Here is a 16,995-nt window from a genome sequence, read left to right on the forward strand (position 1 = left end):
CATGGCGTCTCGCTCTGCGCCTGCGGAGACAGGCGCGGGGGTCGGATGGGTCTTGGGGATGGGCCAGGATTCTTCCCGTGATGGTGATAGTATAGGGTCGACAGGCGGGGTGCGCAGGGCTCTCCATCCGCGCGGATGCCGATTTATGTGGACGGCGCCGGAAAATCGTCCTCGCTTCCGTCGGGAGAAGGGGGGTCCTGCTCGGCCTCGCCGGGGTGGCCATCCTGGTGCGGCCGGGGCGGGATCGGCGACGGCGCAGTAAGATCGATCATGCGGGCCTGCGGCAGGCAGGCCTGCAGCGCGGCCCTCTCCTCCGCGCCCGCCGCGCAGACGATGGAGACGGCGCGGCGTCCCACGAGCCTTCGCAGCCAGCGGGCCAAGCGCGGGGACGGGCCGGATGCGGCGACGATCACCAGATCGTCCGGCCGCGCCGCTGCCAGCATCGCGACCGATGCCGCATCCGCCGTCACCAGGAAGTGCCGTGCCCGGCGCGGCCCGATCCGGCCCAGAGCATGCACCGGACCCGAGAGCGGGGTGGAGATCAGCCGCCCGTCAGCCGTCTCGGTGAGCAGGTCATAGCCCAGCACCGCGTCGTCCGGGCCGCGCCGGGCCAGCAGCCGCCGGTCCCCGGCGATGCGCCGCAGATCGGTCAGCGCATCACTCGCGGCCCCCGCGCCGGCCAGACCCCACAGCTGCCGCGCGCGGGTGTGATCCATCGGCAGGATCGGAGCGCCCTCGCATCCGCGCCGCAGGGACCGGTGCCGGCCGTCGCGGGACGCCTCCGCCCTCGCGCCCGGGGTCATCACCGGATAATCGCCAAGACGCGGCAGCGGCACCGCGCTGAACGCGCGGCGGGCCCCGCGCTGATCGTCCGTCAGCACCATCCGGAACGCGGCGGCGATGACCGGATCGATCCCGCGCAGCGCATCGTTCAGCCTGCCGCGTTCGGCCCGGTGCCGACGGCCGAGGTCGTCTCGCCGCTACCGCCGCTCGGCGCGGGCACGGTCATGGGCCTGGCGCAGGGCCTCCTCCCGGGGGCTCCACGTCGGCGGGACATCCTTTGCCGGCGGGGCGGGGGAAGCGCCCGAACCGCGCCACCAGGCGGGGCAGCGCGAAGGCGGCACCCAGATGACAGGCCGGCATGGCGCCGCGGCCGCCGATCACCGTCACGCGGCCCCCGCCGCCCGGCCGCAGATAGCGCAGGCCAAGCACGCGAAGCCCCGAATGAAGCCCGATCCAGCTGACCACATCCGCCAGCTGCCGCCGTGCTTGCGACAGGATCGACGCCGGCAGCCGGTCGCGCAGCGGCGCCATGCCCGACCGCCGCTCGGGCCCGCGGACGCTGAGCGGGTCCGGACGCAGCCCGGCCTCGCGCACCGCAACGCGCGCCTGCCAATGCGCCTGCGCCATCGGCCTCAGGGTCAGCACGCCATCCCTCACCTCCGGGCGGAACCGCCCGCGGTCCGGCGGCCAGCCGAACGCCCTCTCGACCCGGCGGCAGGCAAGCTCCAGCCAGGCGTAATCATGGCTTAGCGCGCAAGCGCGCCCCGTCCGCGGATGGACCCGGTTCAGCACCATGTGGACATGCAGGTTCGGGCGGTCGCGATGCACGGCCAGCACGTGCTGATGATCCTGCCAGCCCATTTGCCGCAGCACCATCCGGCCCGCGGTCAGCACCGCCGCGTCGGACGGCGCCTCTCCGTCGCCCCAGGAGAGGACCAGATGATGGCTGGGCTGCCGCACCTGCGTGCCGGCCGCCGCGACGATGCGCATCTGGTCGGCCGCCAGTGGCCAGGGGCCGACCAGATTGCCCGTCTCCACGGCCACGGCCTTGCGGCAGACATAGCGCAGGCGTGCGGCGAAACGGGGCGCGGCGCCCGCGCGGGTGCGCCGCTTCGGGGGGATCACCTTGGCGATCATTCCGCCTGCTCCGCCACCACGTCGCGCAGGCAGTCCGCCAGCGCTGCCTTGGCCTCCCGCGCCTCGGTCTCGATCGCATCGAGGCCGCGCTCCTCGACGATGCGGGTGATCGCGGCGAGCCTGCCCGCGATCTGACCCAGCCCGCCGATCAGGCGGGATGCGGGCAGCGGGCGGGGCCCGCCCTGCAACGCGCGGGCGCGCAGATAATCGGCCGTGCCCGCATGGCGGCCGGCGGTGACGGCCGCGCGGATCCGCGCATGCTCGTCGTCGCTGACGCGAAACCGCATGATCACCAGCCTCCGCCGCGCCTCCGAGCGCGGCCGCCCGTCACCCGCCCTGGCCATCGGCCAGCTCCAGCACCAGGTCACCCTCGGGCGCCGCATCGCGTGCCTGCAGGGCGGCCCCCGCCGCCATCGCCAGTCCCGCCGCCCCGGCAGGGGCCTTGCCTGATGCCACGCTCTGCGACTTGCGCGTCTTCGGTGCAGGCTCCGCCGTCGCCAGCTTGCTCAGATAGCCGCGCAGCGTCGTGGGCTTGATGGCGAGGCCGTGCGCCTGCAGCAGCAGCGCGATGTCGGTCAGGTCATGGCCCAGCTCGTCCCGCGCGCGGCGGATCTGCCGGGCCAGCGCCTCCACCGCCTCGGGGGGGGAGAACCGCGTCTTCGGCTTCGCCTCGAGCGCGTCCAGCGCCAGGCGCATCGCCGCCAGCTGGGTATCGGTGATCATGGTCATTGTCGGTGCGTCTCCGTCATTGGGATGGTCCGACAGGTAAATTATGCAGATCCAGTGAAATGTCAGAAGGATTCGTTCAGTCGTCCACAATATAGTGGTGTCGTTCCGACCACGATGCACGGGACCGACGAAAGGCGATGCGCGTTCACAGGGAGGGATAAATTCCCCTCATCCCGAACCGCAGGCATCCCGACACAACCACACCGACGCCCAAACCCGAATGAGCAGGGTATGCCTTCGAGGCCACCGTCCGCAGGCGAACCGCTGCAGACGCGGACCCCGGTGCGATGACAGCGCCGGGAGTCAGGGCCGTCGTCCGCCGGTCTGGAGGCGGGCGGTCATGTGACCGTCATTCTGCGGAGACGTCTTCATGATCGGCGGTCATGCCCTCCAGGGCAGCGCGTCCGCGCCGCGGCCGCGCAACAGCAGCTCGGCCAGCGCGCAGAGCGCGATCAGCAGCAGCGTCGACAGGACCGACAGGGCGGCGGCGGCGGTCGAATTGCCCTCGTATTGCAGCGCGAAGACCATGACGCCGATCGTCTCATGCCCCGATGACCACAGGAGCGCGGAGAGGGTCAGCTCATTGAGGGCGGTCATCACGATCAGCATGGAACCGGCCAGGGCCGCCGGGGCGACGGAGGGCGCGAAGATCCGCGTCAGGCGGCGCGGCAGGGTGATGCCCGCGATGCGGGCGGCCTCGTCCTGCGCGGGATCGCCCGACGCGGCGGCGGCGGCGACCGGGCGCAGCACCAGCGGCAGAAAGCGCGACAGATAGGCGATCAGGATGATCGCCCCCGTTCCATAGAGCGAAACGCCGATCACCGGGAGGGGCGGCAGGAAGGCCAGGATCATAGCCAGCGCCACGACCGTGCCGGGCATGACCCAGGGGGCCTCGGCGGTCAGGTCCAGAAGCGTCAGGGCGGGGCTGGGACGGCGCGCCGTCAGATAGGCCAGCGGCAGCGCCACGATCAGGCAGAGCGCGGCCGCCAGGGCCGACAGGATCAGCGAGTTCTGAAAGGCGCGCATCACCGCCGCATTGTCCAGCACGCGGCGATACTGGTCGAGGCCGGCACTGTCGAGCGCGAAGGGCACGCCGATGGACGGCACGAAGGAGGTCATCACCAGCGCCGCCAGCGGCAGGATCGCGATCGGCAGGACCGCGGCCCAGAGCAGCCCCTGCGCCCAGAGGGGCGCGGGATGCGCGGGGGCGAAGGGGCGTCCGGCCTCCAGCGGCACCCGCAGGCGGCGCATGGCGGCGCTGCGCAGCATCAGCGCGGCCACCGCCATCAGCGTCAGGATCAGCGCAAGGACCGCGACCTGCCCCGCGACCGAAGGGCCGAAGCCGTTCAGCCGCTGATAGATCAGCGTGGTCAGCATCGGCACCCGCCCGGGTATGCCCAGCAGTGCCGGGATGCCGAAATTGCCCACCGCCGCGGTGAAAGCCAGAAGCGCCCCGGCCAGCGCCGACGGATAGGTCAGCGGCAGGATCACCCGCGTCAGGATGCGGCGGGGCGGGATGGCGGCGATGCGGGCGGCCTCGACCAGATCGGCGGGCACGGAGCGCAAGGCGGCGCGGACGGCGATGAAGACCAAGGGCATGTGCTCGATCCCCATGACCAGCGCGATGCCCGCGCAGGAATAGAGCGGGTTGCCCTGGCCCGGCGCGGGCGCGAGGCCAAGCGGGCGCAGGATCGGGGATTGCGCGCCCATCAGTTCGATCCAGGAGAGCGCCAGCGTCTGCGACGGGATGATCAGCGGCATCAGGATGAGAAAGGACAGCACCGCCCGCAGCGGCATGCGCATCAGCCCGACGGCCAGCGCCAGCGTCACGCCAAGCGCGGTCGATATGCCGACCGAGATCAGCGACAGGCTCAGCGTGTTCCAGAAGGCCGGGCCCGTCGCGCGCGCGGCCAGCGTGTCGCGCAGGATGCCCAGGGCCTCGCCCTCGGGGCCGGGCCGGAAGGCGGTCAGCAGCAATTGGCCAAGCGGCCAGAGGGTGATGATGCCCACGTAAAGGCAGAGGACGAGGGCGAGCATCCGCTCGCCCCCGCCGGTCCTGCGGTCGCCGAAGATGCGGCCGATATGCAGCTCAGCCGCCATAGAGATCCGCGAACTCCATCTTGACCGCCTCGCCATCGGCCAGAAGGCGGGCATTATCGGCCTCGATCAGCGTCAGGCTGGCCGGGTCGGGATAGCCTTCGGGCGCGGACAGCCCGACGCCGAGGGGGAAGTAGCCCTGCGCCACCGACTGTTCCTGCGCGGCCCGGCCCAGCTGCCAGTCCACGAAGGCCTTCGCGGCCTCGGGGGCGTCGGTCCCGGCCAGGATTGCGACGGGTTGCGTCACGGCCGTCACGCCCTCGGATGGGAAGACGAAATCGACCGGCGAGCCCTGCGCCTTGGCGTTCATCGCCATGTATTCGACCAGGACGCCGTAAGCCTTCTCGCCCCGCGCGACGGCCTCCAGCACGGTGCCGTTGCCCTGACCCGCGACGGCGCCGCCCTGGGCCAGCGTCTCGAAATAGTCCCATCCGAACTGGTCCTGCTGGACCATGGTGCCGACATGGATCGCCGCCGCGCCGGAATAGAGCGGCGAGGGCATGATGGTCCGGGCCGCGGCCTCTGCCTCGGCCAGATCGGCCCAGGAGGTCGGGGGCGTCTTGACCAGATCGGTGTTGTAGACGATGCCCGTGGTGATCAGCTTGGTTGGGAAGAACATCGCATCCGCGTCCAGCAGGGCCGCGTCGATGCCCGCCACGGGCGCGTTGGGATGGGCCATCAGCCGATCCTCGCCCTTCAGCTGGGTCATCGCCACCGCATCGGCGATCAGCAGCACATCGGCGGGCGAGCCGCCGGCGGCGAATTCGGCCTGGAGTTTCGCCATCACCTCGGTCGTGCCCGAACGGAACAGCTCGACGGCGATCTCGTGATGGGCCTCGTTGAAGGCGGCGATCACCTCGGTCATCTGCTCCTGCGGCTGCGAGGTATAGATGGTCAGCGTCTCGGCCAGCGCCGGCAGGGCAGGCGCGCAAAGCGCGGTCGACAGAAGCAGCGTGCGGGTCATGGGGTCCTCATGGCTGGGGGGAAAGGGTCGCCGGAGGCTCCGGCGGATCGGCGCGCCAACCGCCGTCCGGATCGCGATGATAGCGGATCAGGGCGCAGTTCGGCGGGCGGATGAAAGGCACGCCCAGCATCACGGCGATGTCGCGCGCGGTGCCGGAATGGGCGATCAGCAAGGGGGGCGCCTCGCCGGGCGCGGGGGCCGGGATGGCGGCGCAGCCGGCCGCGATGCGGGCGCGGAAGGCCTGCGGGCTTTCGCCGCCCTCCGGGGTGGCGGCGCGGTCCAGGATGGCGCGGGGCCTGCCCTCCCAGATCCCCCAATGGCGCTCGGCCAGACGGGGTGCGGGCGTCATGCGCAGGTCGGGGCGGCGGCGCAGGACTGCCTCGGCCGTCTGGCGGGCACGCAGCAGCGGCGAGACATGGACGCGCCCCACAGGCAGCGCCTGCCAGCGGCGCGCGGCGGCCTCGGCCTGGCGCAGGCCTTCGGCGTCCAGCGGGGCATCGGTGGCACCGGCGATCAGCCCGGCGGCATTCTGCGCCGTGCGGCCGTGGCGCAGCAGGAAGAACACGGGATGCAGGAACAAGCTCACCAGACCAGCCTTTCGCCGGGGGCCAGCGGCCAGGTCGTGCGGTCGCGCAGATCCGCCAGCGCGTCTGTGCCGCAGAAGGCGGCCAGCATGGTGCGGGGCGCCACCTGCGCCACCAGGGCCTCTGCCTGCGCCAGGGTCGGGTGGACGTTCCAACGCCGGAACAGGGCCTTGCCCGCCGCCAGCAGCGCCGCGCCGGGGCTGCCTTCCGCGACATGGCCGGTCAGGACAATGCGCGCCCCGCCCGAGGCCGCGATGCGCGCGGCCAGCGGCTGTGCCGTGCCGCGTTCGGCATTGGGACCGGCGGCGACCATGATGCCGTCCAGGGGCCCGGTCGCGTCCAGATCACCGGCGCGGTCCAGGCTGTCCAGCATCTTCCGGCCCTCGGGCGTCAGCCAGGCGCGATGATCGACGAGCGTCCGCGCGACACGGCGATGGGCGGGGCAGATGCGGACGGAATGGCCCGCGGCCAGGAAATGGGCCGCGATCTCCAGCCCCCGCCCGCCGGCGGGGCAGGGCAGCAGCAGCGGTTGATCGGCCAGCGCCTCGATGGCCGCGATCTGCGCGGTCAGCGGCTCATCCGCCGTGCCATAGGCGCAGTCGAGGATCAGCGCCGCCGCGCGGGGCAGTGGGTCGTTGCGGTAAAGCAGGCTCTCGCGGCTGACATCGCCGGAATAGAGGAGGCCCTCCGCGCCGCCGATGCGCATCCAGACCGCCCCCGGCGCATGCCCGGCCGCCCCGGTCAGCAGCGGCAGACCGAGGATCTCGTCCCGCCCGTCCAGCGGAGTGGCCTGCGTCAACGGGCCCTCCTGGGCCAGCGCGATGCTGGGGCGGGGCGCATAGAGCGGCGGCGCGCCGAGCGCCTGCCACTGGTCCAGCCCGCCGGTGTGATCGACATGGCCATGGCTGATCAGCACCGCATCGATGCGCGGCAGGCCCGAGAGGTCAGGCAGCCGCGCCCCGTCCGGCCCGCGCCCGAGGTCCAGGAGCAGGCTGCGCCCGTCGATGCTCAGCAGAAAGCAGGCCGGGCCCTTGACCCCGATGCCCGAGAGGGCGCGCAGCTCAGGCATGGGCGGCCTCGGGGTGCCGTGCCGTGGCGGCGGTCTCTCCGATCACCCAGCCCCGGGCGATGTCGATCCCGATTTGCGTGCCGGTCGGCAGCGGCTCGGGCAGGCTGAGGCTCAGAAGATCCAGGCCCGCATCCTGCGGCAGGACATGGGTCAGCCAGGCGCCGTTCTGGAAGGATTGCGACAGAACCTCGGCCCGCAGGTGCCCCGCGCCGGTCGCGGGGCGCAGGTCCTCGCGATGCAGGCACAGCCAGCCGGGGCCGGGGGCGGCGCTGCCCGGCAGGTCGAGGCAGGCATCGCCAAGCCGGATACGGCAGGTGCCCGCCCGGTGGTCCAGCACCGCGACCGGCAGGGTCGCGCCATGGCCGATGAAGCGGGCGACCATCGGCGTCGCCGGGCGGCGATAGAGCGTCTCGGGCGTGCCCATCTGCGCGATCCGGCCCGCATCCATGACCGCGATATGGCTGGCGACGGCCATCGCCTCGTCCTGGTCATGGGTGACAAGGACGAAGGTCGTGCCGGTCGCGGCATGCAGGCGCCGGAACTCGGTCAGCATGCGGTGGCGCAGATGCGCGTCCAGGTTCGCCAGCGGCTCGTCCAGCAGCAGCAGCTGCGGGCTGGGCGCCAGCGCGCGGGCCAGGGCGACGCGCTGACGCTGGCCGCCCGACAGTTCGTGCAGACGGCGATCGGCCAGATGGGCCAGACCCACGGCCTGCAGCATCTCGGCGGTGCGGGCGCGGCGCGCGGGGCCGGGCAGGCGGCTCTGCAAGGCGAAATCGACATTGCCCGCGACCGTCATGTTGGGCCAGAGCGCATAGGATTGAAACACCATGCCAAGCGCGCGCGCCTCGGGCGGGACATGCAGCGCGGGGCCCGCCACGATGCGGTCGCCCAAGCGCAGCGTGCCGGCGTCGGCCAGCTCCAGCCCCGCGATCAGCCGCAGCAGCGTGGTCTTGCCGCAGCCCGACGGTCCCAGCAGCGCAAGGAACGCACCGGCCGGAAGCGTGAGGTCGATCCCCGACAGGACCGGGTTGCCGCCGAATAATTTTGAAAGGCCAGAGGCCCGTATCTGTGTCATGACCACTCCATTCCCGGCTGGCGATAGGACTTGGGCATGACACCTCGGTGACAGCTCGGTTAACGTTCGACGTCAGCCAGGTCAGAAAGCGCAGCAGACGCCACATGCACCATGGCCAAGTTGCCAGCGCCCGCTGCCGAGCCCGCCGGAACAGTCAAAACGCGAACCCCGAGGCTCGCTCCCGCTGGATACAGGTTGGCCAACGTCGGTCGGGGCGATGGGAAACGACCGCAGAACTGCATCTGCGGCCGTTATGGTGAGGGTCGTAGTCGATGCGTCTTGCGGGAATAACGGAGATAGGATTGGCAGAAAGGTCATGCTGACGATCGTGGACCCGAGAACCAGCGGCAAGCCCGCCTTGGTATAGTCTTTAAAGGTGTAACCCCCTGGTCCAAGCATCATGACATTAGCAGGCATGCCGATGGGCGTCGCGTAGGCAAGCGAACCGCCAATGATGATGGCCATCAGAACCGCACGCGGGTCGGCGCCGATCGTGGTCGAGATTGACAGGCCGATGGGCACCAAGAGAGCCGTGGTGCCGGTGGTCGACATGAAGTTCGTCAACGCCACCGCAATCAGAAGGATCGTCAGCATGATGAGGAACATCGGCGTGTCAGGTCCGAGAAGTCCCAGCACCGCATTGGCGCCCGCAGTTCCCGCCCCTGTCGTCTCCATTGCCGTCGCCAGGGACAGGATGCCTCCAAACAGGAAGATCGTCCGGGCGTCGATGGACTGATAGGCCTGCTTCTCCGTGATGACGCCGAACACGGTTAGGGCGATTGCACCGATAGCACCCGTCACATGCAGGCGGACGCCGATCTGGCTTTCGAACACCATGCCTATGACGGTGATGATCAGCACGGCCAAGGCCATGTTCTTTTCCACTGCGGTATTCCGGGCCGGGAATGGTCGCCGTATGCCGTCGACGGGCCTTCGCCCTCCGCCCTGTGATCGGAAAGAAGCTGGAGGCCGATCGTGGCCATGAACAGGACCCCGGCCAGCAGCATCGGCGGCCCGATATAGCCGTATTCGTAGAAGCCGAACCGCAGGCCCTGCGGTTCGAGGGCGGCCTGGGCGATGAGGTTTCTTGGTGCACAGATGAGGCTCAGGTTGCCCCCCATGGCGGCCGCAAAGACGATCGGCAACAACAGCTTCAAGCACGCGAAGCTCGACAGTGGGGCAATGCCGATGACGACCGGAATCAGCACTGCGGCGGTCCCGGTGGTCGACAACAGGCCCGACATGAGGCTGGTGATGAGCATGATCGCCACATCAAGCTGTCGCTCGGTCCGGGCAAATCTGGCGACCAGCCCGCCAATTTCGCTGGCCATCCCGGTCTAGAACAGCGTGCCGCCGATGATGAAGATGGCCACGAAGAGGATGACGTTGCTGTTGACGAACCTGACGGAGGCCTCGGCAGGGGTGAGAACGCCGGTGATCGCCAAGGCGACACAGAAGATCACGGCTGTCACCGCGAGAGGTAACGTGCTTGCGTCGAACTCGTTACCGTAGGATTGAGGCTGACGCCACCGCTCGGGGCATACTGAGGAGAGGGAAAGGAGATGCGCGTAGACGTGAAGCCATGGTCAGCGGTCTTCGGGGCGAGGGGCGCGGTTCGGTCGAAACGTCCGCAGCCTTATGGCGTATGGCGTGTCATGTTCACCGCACCTGACGTTTCCGCGACCAGGGTCGGGCAATGATCAATGGATTGATGGGCGCCTTGGCCAAGGTTGCGGAGGGACGTGTGGCGCGGGCACTGCTGCCCTTGGCGATCGCGGCCGTGGCGCTCTCGGCGGTGCACGTCATGTCACGCCATGTGAACGCCGCGGATGTGCGCACCGCGCTGTCGGCCGTGCCTGCGGCGCGGCTGGCGCTGGCGGTGGCGGGCGTCGTCCTGAGCTATGGCGCCATCGCGCTCTACGACGTGCTGGCGGTGCGACGGCTGGTGCCGGGGCGTGTTCCGCTGCAGCTGGCGGCCGTGGCAGGAATGGCGGGCTATGCAGTGTCGAACCTGCTGGGCATGTCCTATCTGACCGGTACCGCCGTGCGTCACCGCATCTATCGCGGCGCCGGGCTCAGCCTGGGCGAGGTGCTGGCGATCGTCGCGACCTCCTGGAGCGCCTTCTGGATGGCGGCGCTGATGCTGCTGGGGGGCCTGATGCTGCTTGATCCTGACGGGATGGCTTTGCCGCTTCCCGTCGGGCCGTTGGCTGAAACCGCCGTGGGACTGGCTCTTCTGGGCGTCGTGGCGGGTATCCTCGCTTGGCTGGCGCACAGGCCGCGGGCGGTCACCCTGGACGGGCGGCGTCAGCCCCTGCCGCGCCTTGGCGGCGCGCTGGCGCTGATGGCGACGGGGCTCATGGACATCGCAGGGTCGGCACTGGTGCTCTGGGCGGTGCTGCCAGGGGACGCGACGGCCAATGCGGCGATGTTCGTGGCGGCCTTTCTCCTGGCGACGACGATCGGGATTCTCAGCCATTCCCCGGGCGGTCTGGGTGTGTTCGAGGCGGTAATGATCGTCGCCTTGGGCGCTGCCGGTCGGCCCGACGTGGTGGCGGCGCTGGTGCTGTATCGGCTGATCTTCTTCGTGCTGCCCTTTGCCGCGGCCGCGACGAGCCTGGGGGTGCTGTCGCTGCTGCGCGGGCGTCGGCGGCTCTCGGGCAGCGGCGCGCTGCTGGCGCGGGCGCTGGCGCCGATCGTACCGGTGGTCGCGGCGGGGATCGCGCTGGTCTCGGGGGTGATGCTGCTTCTGGCGGGCAGCCTGCCCGTCGGCGCGCGCCAGATGGCCGCCCTGCGCGAGGTCCTGCCGCTGGCCCTGCTGGAGGTGTCGCAGCTGGCGGGCAGCGTCGCGGGGCTGTTGCTGGTGATCGTCGCACGGGGGCTGGCGCGACGCATGGCGCGGGCCTGGCTGGTGGCGATGGGTCTGCTGGCGGCGGGGCTGGTCGCCTCGCTGGCCGGAGGGCCCGCCTGGCCGCAGAGCCTGGGCCTGATCGCGGCGCTGATCGTGCTGGGCCTGTTCCGCGACGCCTTTCACCGCCGCGGCGAAGGGGTGCTGCTGCGCCTGGACGCGGTCTGGCTGGGCACGGTCGCGGCCCTTGTGGCGGCGGCGGTCTGGCTGGGCTTCTTCGCCTATCGCCATGTGCAGTATCGCGACGATCTGTGGTGGCAGTTCGCATGGGAGGACGACGCCTCGCGGTTCCTGCGCGGCGCGCTGGTGCTGGCGGTCATCGTGCTGGCGGTGGCCTTCAACTCGCTGATCTCGGCGCGCGGTCCCCGGCAGCGGGCCGAGCCGATCCCGCCCCTGGTCCACACGCTTCTGGCGCGCTGCCCGCGGGCCGATGCGCAGATCGCGCTCAGCGGTGACAAGTCCTTCCTGCTGGACCCCGGGGGGCGGGCCTTCCTGGCCTATGCCGATACCGGGCGGACGCTGATCTCCTGGGGGGACCCGGTGGGCGACGATCCGGGCGCCGCGCGCGACCTGATCTGGGCGCTGCGCGAGCTGGCCGACCGGACGGGGCGGCGCTGTGCCTTCTATCGGGTCGGTCAGGCGCATCTGCCCAGCTATCTGGATCTGGGATTCTCGGTGCTGAAGATGGGCGAGACCGCCCGCGTGCCGCTGACCGGCTTCACGCTGGAGGGCAGCCATCGGCGCGACCTGCGCCAGGCCGTGAACAAGGCCCGGCGCGAGGGGTTCGCGATGGAGATCATCCCGCCCGCCGCGCAGGATCAGGCCTTTGCGGCGATCAAGGCCGTGTCCGATGCCTGGCTGGCCGCGCGGGGCGCCTCGGAAAAGGGCTTTTCGCTTGGCGCCTGCACGCCGGATTATCTGTGCCATTTCGACATCGCGGTGCTGCGCCACGAGGCGTCGGGACGGATCGTGGCCTTCACCAACCTGATGCGCGGGGCGGACGGGGCCGAGCTGTCGCTGGACCTGATGCGCCATGACGCGGGCTGTCCGGGATACGGGATGGATGCGCTGTTCGGCTTCCTGATGCTGATGGGCCGGGACGAGGGCTATCGCTGGTTCTCGCTTGGCGGCGCGCCCCTGGCGGGGCTGGAGAACCGGCGCCTGGCCTCGGTCTGGAACCGGATCGGCGGCTTCATCCACGATCACGGCGAACGCTTCTATCGCTTCGAGGGGCTGCGCGCCTTCAAGCAGAAGTTCAATCCCGAATGGACCCCCGAATATCTGGTCTGCCCCGGCGGGATGACCGTGCCGCGGGTGCTGATCGAGATCGGCGGCCTGATCTCGCGCCACGGCCGCCGGTACCGATAGCCGCGGGGGCCGGGCCTTCGGGCCTCTCACCATGCCGTCCGACAGGGGCGCGGTTCGCAGGCGGGCCGCGCCCCTGCCCGTTTGCGGGGCATCCGGCCCGGATATTTCAACATGTCAAAGGTAGGTGATTGACATGTTGCTATGCGCTGTCATCGTGGCATCATGTATGACAAGCAATCGCCCTTCGCCTCCCGCCCCGAACGCGGCGACAGCCTGGCCGAAGCCGCGCTGAGCGCCCTGCGCGCGGCCATCGTCGGCTGCCAGATCCCGCCGGGCAGCGCCGTGTCCGAGGCCGAGCTGGCCAAGCGCTTCGGCTTTGGCCTGGCGCCGGTGCGGGCGGCGGTGATGCGTCTGTCAGCGGCGGGCTGGATCGCGCCCGACGGGCGGCGCGGATCGGTCATCCTGGCCGTCTCGGCCGAGCATCTGGCCGATCTGGCCGCCTCGCGCGCCTGCCTGGAGCCCAGCCTGACCCGGACCCCGCCGCCGCGCGACCTGTCCGAGGCGCTGTCGCTGCGCGCAACCGTCCGTCGCGCCGCGGCGCATCAGGGGCCATCCGCCGATCGCGTCATGGGGCTGCATCAGGATCGCGAGCTGCTGACGCTGATTGCGGGTGCGGTCGCCGCGCCCCGGCTGCGCGGCTGGCTGATCGACACCTGGGACCTGTCGCTGCGCGCCGATCTGTGGCTGGAGCGCACCTTCGGCCTGGCCCGCGCATCCCTGCCGCTGGCCGATCTGGCCGCAGCCCTGGCCGAGGGCCGCGAGCGGGAGGCGGCCGATGTCCTGGCCGCGATGCGGGCGGCCTTTGATGCGCGCATCGCCGCCGCGCTCAGCCGCAGCGGGGCGCCGCTGGTGCCGCCCGCCGCCCCTAAGACGCCCGCGCCCCGAACGCCCACCGCAAGCGCGTCCAAGGCCGCGCCGCGCCCGTCCCCGTCGTCCCGACCCACTTCCCCAACAGGAGATCCGGCATGAGACCCGCTTCCACGACGCTGTTCGCCGCCCTGCTGGCCGCGACCACGGCCCTGACGACCCCGACGCTGGCCCTGGCCGATGCCGAGCGGCTGGTGGTCGATCTGGTGAACGAGCCCACGACGCTGGACCCGCACCTGCAGTGGAACCCGGACAGCTATTACGTCTATCGCAACATCTTCGACAATCTGCTGACCCGCGACGACCAGGGCGCGATCGTCCCGCAGATCGCCACCGAATGGGAGCAGGTCTCGGAGACCGAGACGGTCTTCACCATCCGCGACGACGTGCGCTTTCATGACGGCAGCCCGCTGACCGCCGAGGATGTGGTCTTTTCCGTCCAGCGCATCACCGATCCGGAATTCGGCTCTCCGCAGCTGTCGCAGTTCGAGGTCATCACCGCGGCCGAGGTGCTGGAGGATGGCCGGGTCAAGCTGACCACGCGGGCGGGCTATCCGGCGCTGTTCGCGCAGCTGGTCAAGCTGTCCATCGTCCCCAAGGCCGTGGTCGAGGAGCTGGGGCGCGAGGGGTTCAACCTCGCCCCCGTGGGCTCGGGGCCCTATCGCTTCGACAGCTGGCAGCGCGGGGTCGAGGTGGCGCTGACGCGCAACGACGATTACTGGGGCGATGCGGGCGCCTTTCCGGCGGCGGTGTTCCGCGCGGTGCCCGACGCCTCGACCCGGGTGGCGAACCTGACCTCGGGCGCCTCCGATCTGGCGGTGGGGATGGACCCCGATCTGGCCGCCCAGCTGGAGGCCGCCGATGGCGTGGGGCCCCTGTCGGCCCTGACCGAACGGGTCGCCTATCTCAGCGTGAACCGCAACAAGCCCGGCCTGGACGATCCGCGCCTGCGCCGCGCCATCGCCCATGCCATCGACCGCGAGCTGCTGGTCGAGGGGCTTCTGGGCGGCTTCGACAATCCCGTGGGCCAGATGCTGACCCCCGCCCATCTGGGCTGGGTCGAGGGGATGGAGGGCGTGCCCTATGACCCCGACGCCGCCCGCGCCCTGATCGCCGAGATCGGAGAGCCCGCGACCCGGCCCTTGGGCTTTGCGACATCGCCGGTCTTCGACCAGCGCATCGTGCAGGCCATCCAGCAGATGCTGGCCGAGGTCGGCCTGACCGTCGAGATCGAGATGACCGACATGGCGACCTATCTGCAGAAATCGCAGAGCGCGCCCGAACAGGCCCCGGACATGGGCTTCGGCCGCTGGTCCTGCGCCTGCCAGGATGCCGACGGGGTGCTGTATCCGCTGCTGCATTCCAGCTCGTCCTGGTCGCGGGTGAGCGACAGCGACCTGGACGCGCTGCTGGAAAGCGCCCGCTCGGAGATGGACCCGGAGGCGCGGCTGGACCTCTACCGCCAGGTCCATGAATGGGTCGCCGAGGAGGTGCCGCAGGTGCCGCTCTATCAGGCGGCGATCATCTATGGCGCCTCCGACAACCTGGACTGGACGCCCACGCCCAACGAAAGCCTGTTCCTGAACCGGATGGGCTGGTCCGAATGACCCCTGGGCGCAGGGAAGGCGGGGCCGCCGCATGAGCCGGTTCCTGGTCCGGCGCCTGATGCAGGCCGTGATCTCGGTCCTCGGGGTCACGGTGCTGATCTTCTTCCTGCAGCGCCTTGCGGGCGATCCGGTCCTGCTGCTGGTATCCGAAGGCGCCAGCCAGCAGGCCATCGACGCGCTGCGCGCCAGCCTGGGCTTCGACCGGCCCGTGCTGGTCCAGTTCGGCGATTACATGGCCGATCTGGCGCGCCTCGATTTCGGGCAGTCGGTGGTCCAGCAGGTGCCGGTGGTCGAGATCATCGGATCGCGGCTGCCCTACACGATCTGGCTGGCGGGGGCGGCGCTGCTCATCGCGCTTGGGCTGGGCGTGCCGCTCGGGGTGTTCATGGCGATGCGGCGCGACCATCCGCTCAGCCGCCTCGGCATGGGCTTCGTGCTGGCGGGCCAGAGCCTGCCCACCTTCTGGAGCGGGGTGCTGCTGATCCTGCTGTTCGCGGTCACCCTGGGCTGGCTGCCGGCCTCGGGGGCGCGCAGCGCCGAAAGCGTGCTGCTGCCGGCGGTCTGCCTGTCGCTGCTCAGCATGGCGACCTTTGCGCGCGTCGCCCGCACCGCCGTCTTGGACGAGCTGTCGAAACCCTATATCCGCGCCGCTCGCGCCAAGGGCCTGTCGATGGGCCAGGTGGTGCGCCGCCACGCGCTGCGCAACAGTGCCATCCCCGTCATCTCGATCGCCGCGCTGGAGATCGCGAACCTCCTGTCGGGCGCGGTCATCGTCGAGACCGTCTTCGCCTGGCCGGGCCTTGGTCAGCTGACGATCCAGTCCATCGCGGCGCGCGACTTTCCCATCGTGCAGGCCATCGTGCTGCTGGGCGCCTTCGTCTCGATCTTCCTGAACCTGGCGGCGGACCTCCTCTACAGCGCGGTCGATCCGCGCATCCGGCTGGAGGGCGGGCGATGAGCGCGCCCGCCCGCCTGCGCCGCTGGCTACCGCCGCGCCTGTGGATCTTTGCCGCGATCCTGGCCACGCTGGTCCTGGCGGCCATCCTGGCGCCCTGGATCGCGCCGCAGAGCCCCGAGGCGCAGAACCTGCTGGGCCGCCTGCGCCCGCCCGGCACCGAGGTCCGCGGGGTCACCTATCTGCTCGGCTCGGACGAGCTGGGCCGCGACCTGCTGTCCCGGCTGATCCACGGCGCGCAGGTCTCGCTGACGGTGGCGGCGCTGTCGGTGCTGGTCAGCGGCACGGTCGGCACGATGCTGGGAATGATCGCGGCCTGGACGGGCGGCTGGACCGGCACCATCATCATGCGGCTGGTCGATATCGTCCTGTCGGTCCCGGCGATCCTGCTGGCGATCATCACCGTGGCGGTCCTGGGGCCGGGCTTCGTCAATGTCATCGCGGTGCTGGCCTTCACGCGCTGGCCCCGCTATGCGCGCGTGGCCTATGGCCAGACCCTGGGGCTGATGAACCTGCCCTATGTGCGCCTGTCGCGCTTCATGGGCGCATCGACCCCGCGCGTCCTGATGCGCCACATCCTGCCCAACATCATCGGCCCGATCATGGTCGTCGTCACGCTGGAATTCGGCCTGATGGTCCTGTTCGAGGCGGGCCTGTCCTTCCTGGGCCTGGGCGTGCAGCCGCCGACCCCCAGCTGGGGCGCGATCCTGGCGGCGGGGCGCAACTATGTCACCACGGCCTGGTGGATCGCCGTCTTTCCCGGCCTGTTCCTGTTCCTGCTGATCCTGTCGGTCAACGTCCTGGGCGATCATGTCCGCGACGTGGTCGAAGGTCGGCGCTGAGACCCTGCGA

At 70.6% G+C, this 16,995-nt stretch carries 13 protein-coding genes and 2 pseudogenes; 5 read left to right on the top strand and 10 right to left on the bottom strand.

Features of this window, described 5'->3' with window-relative positions; translation table 11 throughout:
- Positions 1-143 precede the first annotated feature (143 nt).
- From AACG61_RS20640 to AACG61_RS20685, 10 genes and pseudogenes are all read right to left on the bottom strand, one after another.
- The gene (locus AACG61_RS20640) at positions 144-884 is read right to left on the bottom strand and encodes a hypothetical protein (RefSeq protein WP_411840574.1); all 741 of its coding nucleotides are present in this window, start codon (positions 882-884) and stop codon (positions 144-146) included.
- 121 nt (positions 885-1,005) lie between these two features.
- Positions 1,006-1,920, bottom strand: coding sequence for a relaxase/mobilization nuclease domain-containing protein (locus AACG61_RS20645; protein ID WP_411840575.1), 915 nt, complete (start codon positions 1,918-1,920; stop codon positions 1,006-1,008).
- A complete protein-coding gene (locus AACG61_RS20650; RefSeq protein ID WP_411840576.1) occupies positions 1,917-2,264 on the bottom strand; it encodes a plasmid mobilization protein in 348 nt (115 codons plus the stop codon). The genes AACG61_RS20645 and AACG61_RS20650 overlap by 4 nt, the downstream gene beginning before the upstream one ends.
- Complete coding sequence (locus tag AACG61_RS20655) at positions 2,248-2,649, bottom strand: hypothetical protein (RefSeq protein ID WP_411840577.1); 402 nt, start codon at positions 2,647-2,649, stop codon at positions 2,248-2,250. The genes AACG61_RS20650 and AACG61_RS20655 overlap by 17 nt, the downstream gene beginning before the upstream one ends.
- Before the next feature lie 381 nt (positions 2,650-3,030).
- Positions 3,031-4,749, bottom strand: coding sequence for an ABC transporter permease (locus AACG61_RS20660; protein ID WP_411840578.1), 1,719 nt, complete (start codon positions 4,747-4,749; stop codon positions 3,031-3,033).
- Positions 4,739-5,710 carry an ABC transporter substrate-binding protein gene (locus AACG61_RS20665; protein WP_411840510.1) on the bottom strand — a complete coding sequence of 324 codons (972 nt, stop codon included), beginning with the start codon at positions 5,708-5,710 and terminating at the stop codon, positions 4,739-4,741. The genes AACG61_RS20660 and AACG61_RS20665 overlap by 11 nt, the downstream gene beginning before the upstream one ends.
- Positions 5,711-5,717: 7 nt before the next feature.
- Positions 5,718-6,296 carry a histidine phosphatase family protein gene (locus tag AACG61_RS20670; protein ID WP_411840511.1) on the bottom strand — a complete coding sequence of 193 codons (579 nt, stop codon included), beginning with the start codon at positions 6,294-6,296 and terminating at the stop codon, positions 5,718-5,720.
- Positions 6,293-7,363 carry an MBL fold metallo-hydrolase gene (locus AACG61_RS20675; RefSeq protein WP_411840512.1) on the bottom strand — a complete coding sequence of 357 codons (1,071 nt, stop codon included), beginning with the start codon at positions 7,361-7,363 and terminating at the stop codon, positions 6,293-6,295. The genes AACG61_RS20670 and AACG61_RS20675 overlap by 4 nt, the downstream gene beginning before the upstream one ends.
- 571 nt (positions 7,364-7,934) lie before the next feature.
- Positions 7,935-8,438 (bottom strand): annotated as a pseudogene (locus AACG61_RS20680) (ABC transporter ATP-binding protein); the annotation flags it as partial.
- Positions 8,439-8,720: 282 nt separating this feature from the next.
- Positions 8,721-9,901, bottom strand: a pseudogene (locus AACG61_RS20685) (SLC13 family permease); the annotation flags it as partial.
- Positions 9,902-10,134: 233 nt separating this feature from the next.
- Between AACG61_RS20685 and mprF the strand changes: the two are divergent.
- The 5 genes from mprF to AACG61_RS20710 all read left to right on the top strand — a co-directional run bounded on the left by mprF (position 10,135) and on the right by AACG61_RS20710 (position 16,985).
- Positions 10,135-12,714 (top strand): bifunctional lysylphosphatidylglycerol flippase/synthetase MprF, encoded by a 2,580-nt coding sequence (gene mprF / locus AACG61_RS20690; protein ID WP_411840513.1) that lies wholly within the window; start codon positions 10,135-10,137, stop codon positions 12,712-12,714.
- A 162-nt stretch (positions 12,715-12,876) separates the two neighbouring features.
- Positions 12,877-13,683, top strand: coding sequence for a GntR family transcriptional regulator (locus AACG61_RS20695; RefSeq protein ID WP_411840514.1), 807 nt, complete (start codon positions 12,877-12,879; stop codon positions 13,681-13,683).
- Positions 13,680-15,188, top strand: coding sequence for an ABC transporter substrate-binding protein (locus tag AACG61_RS20700; protein WP_411840515.1), 1,509 nt, complete (start codon positions 13,680-13,682; stop codon positions 15,186-15,188). Before AACG61_RS20695 ends, AACG61_RS20700 begins: the two co-directional genes overlap by 4 nt.
- A 31-nt stretch (positions 15,189-15,219) precedes the next feature.
- Complete coding sequence (locus AACG61_RS20705; RefSeq protein ID WP_411840516.1) at positions 15,220-16,146, top strand: ABC transporter permease; 927 nt, start codon at positions 15,220-15,222, stop codon at positions 16,144-16,146.
- Positions 16,143-16,985, top strand: coding sequence for an ABC transporter permease (locus tag AACG61_RS20710; protein ID WP_411840517.1), 843 nt, complete (start codon positions 16,143-16,145; stop codon positions 16,983-16,985). The genes AACG61_RS20705 and AACG61_RS20710 overlap by 4 nt, the downstream gene beginning before the upstream one ends.
- Positions 16,986-16,995: the final 10 nt, after the last annotated feature.

The organism is Paracoccus sp. ME4, assembly GCF_046736325.1.
Classification (GTDB): domain Bacteria; phylum Pseudomonadota; class Alphaproteobacteria; order Rhodobacterales; family Rhodobacteraceae; genus Paracoccus.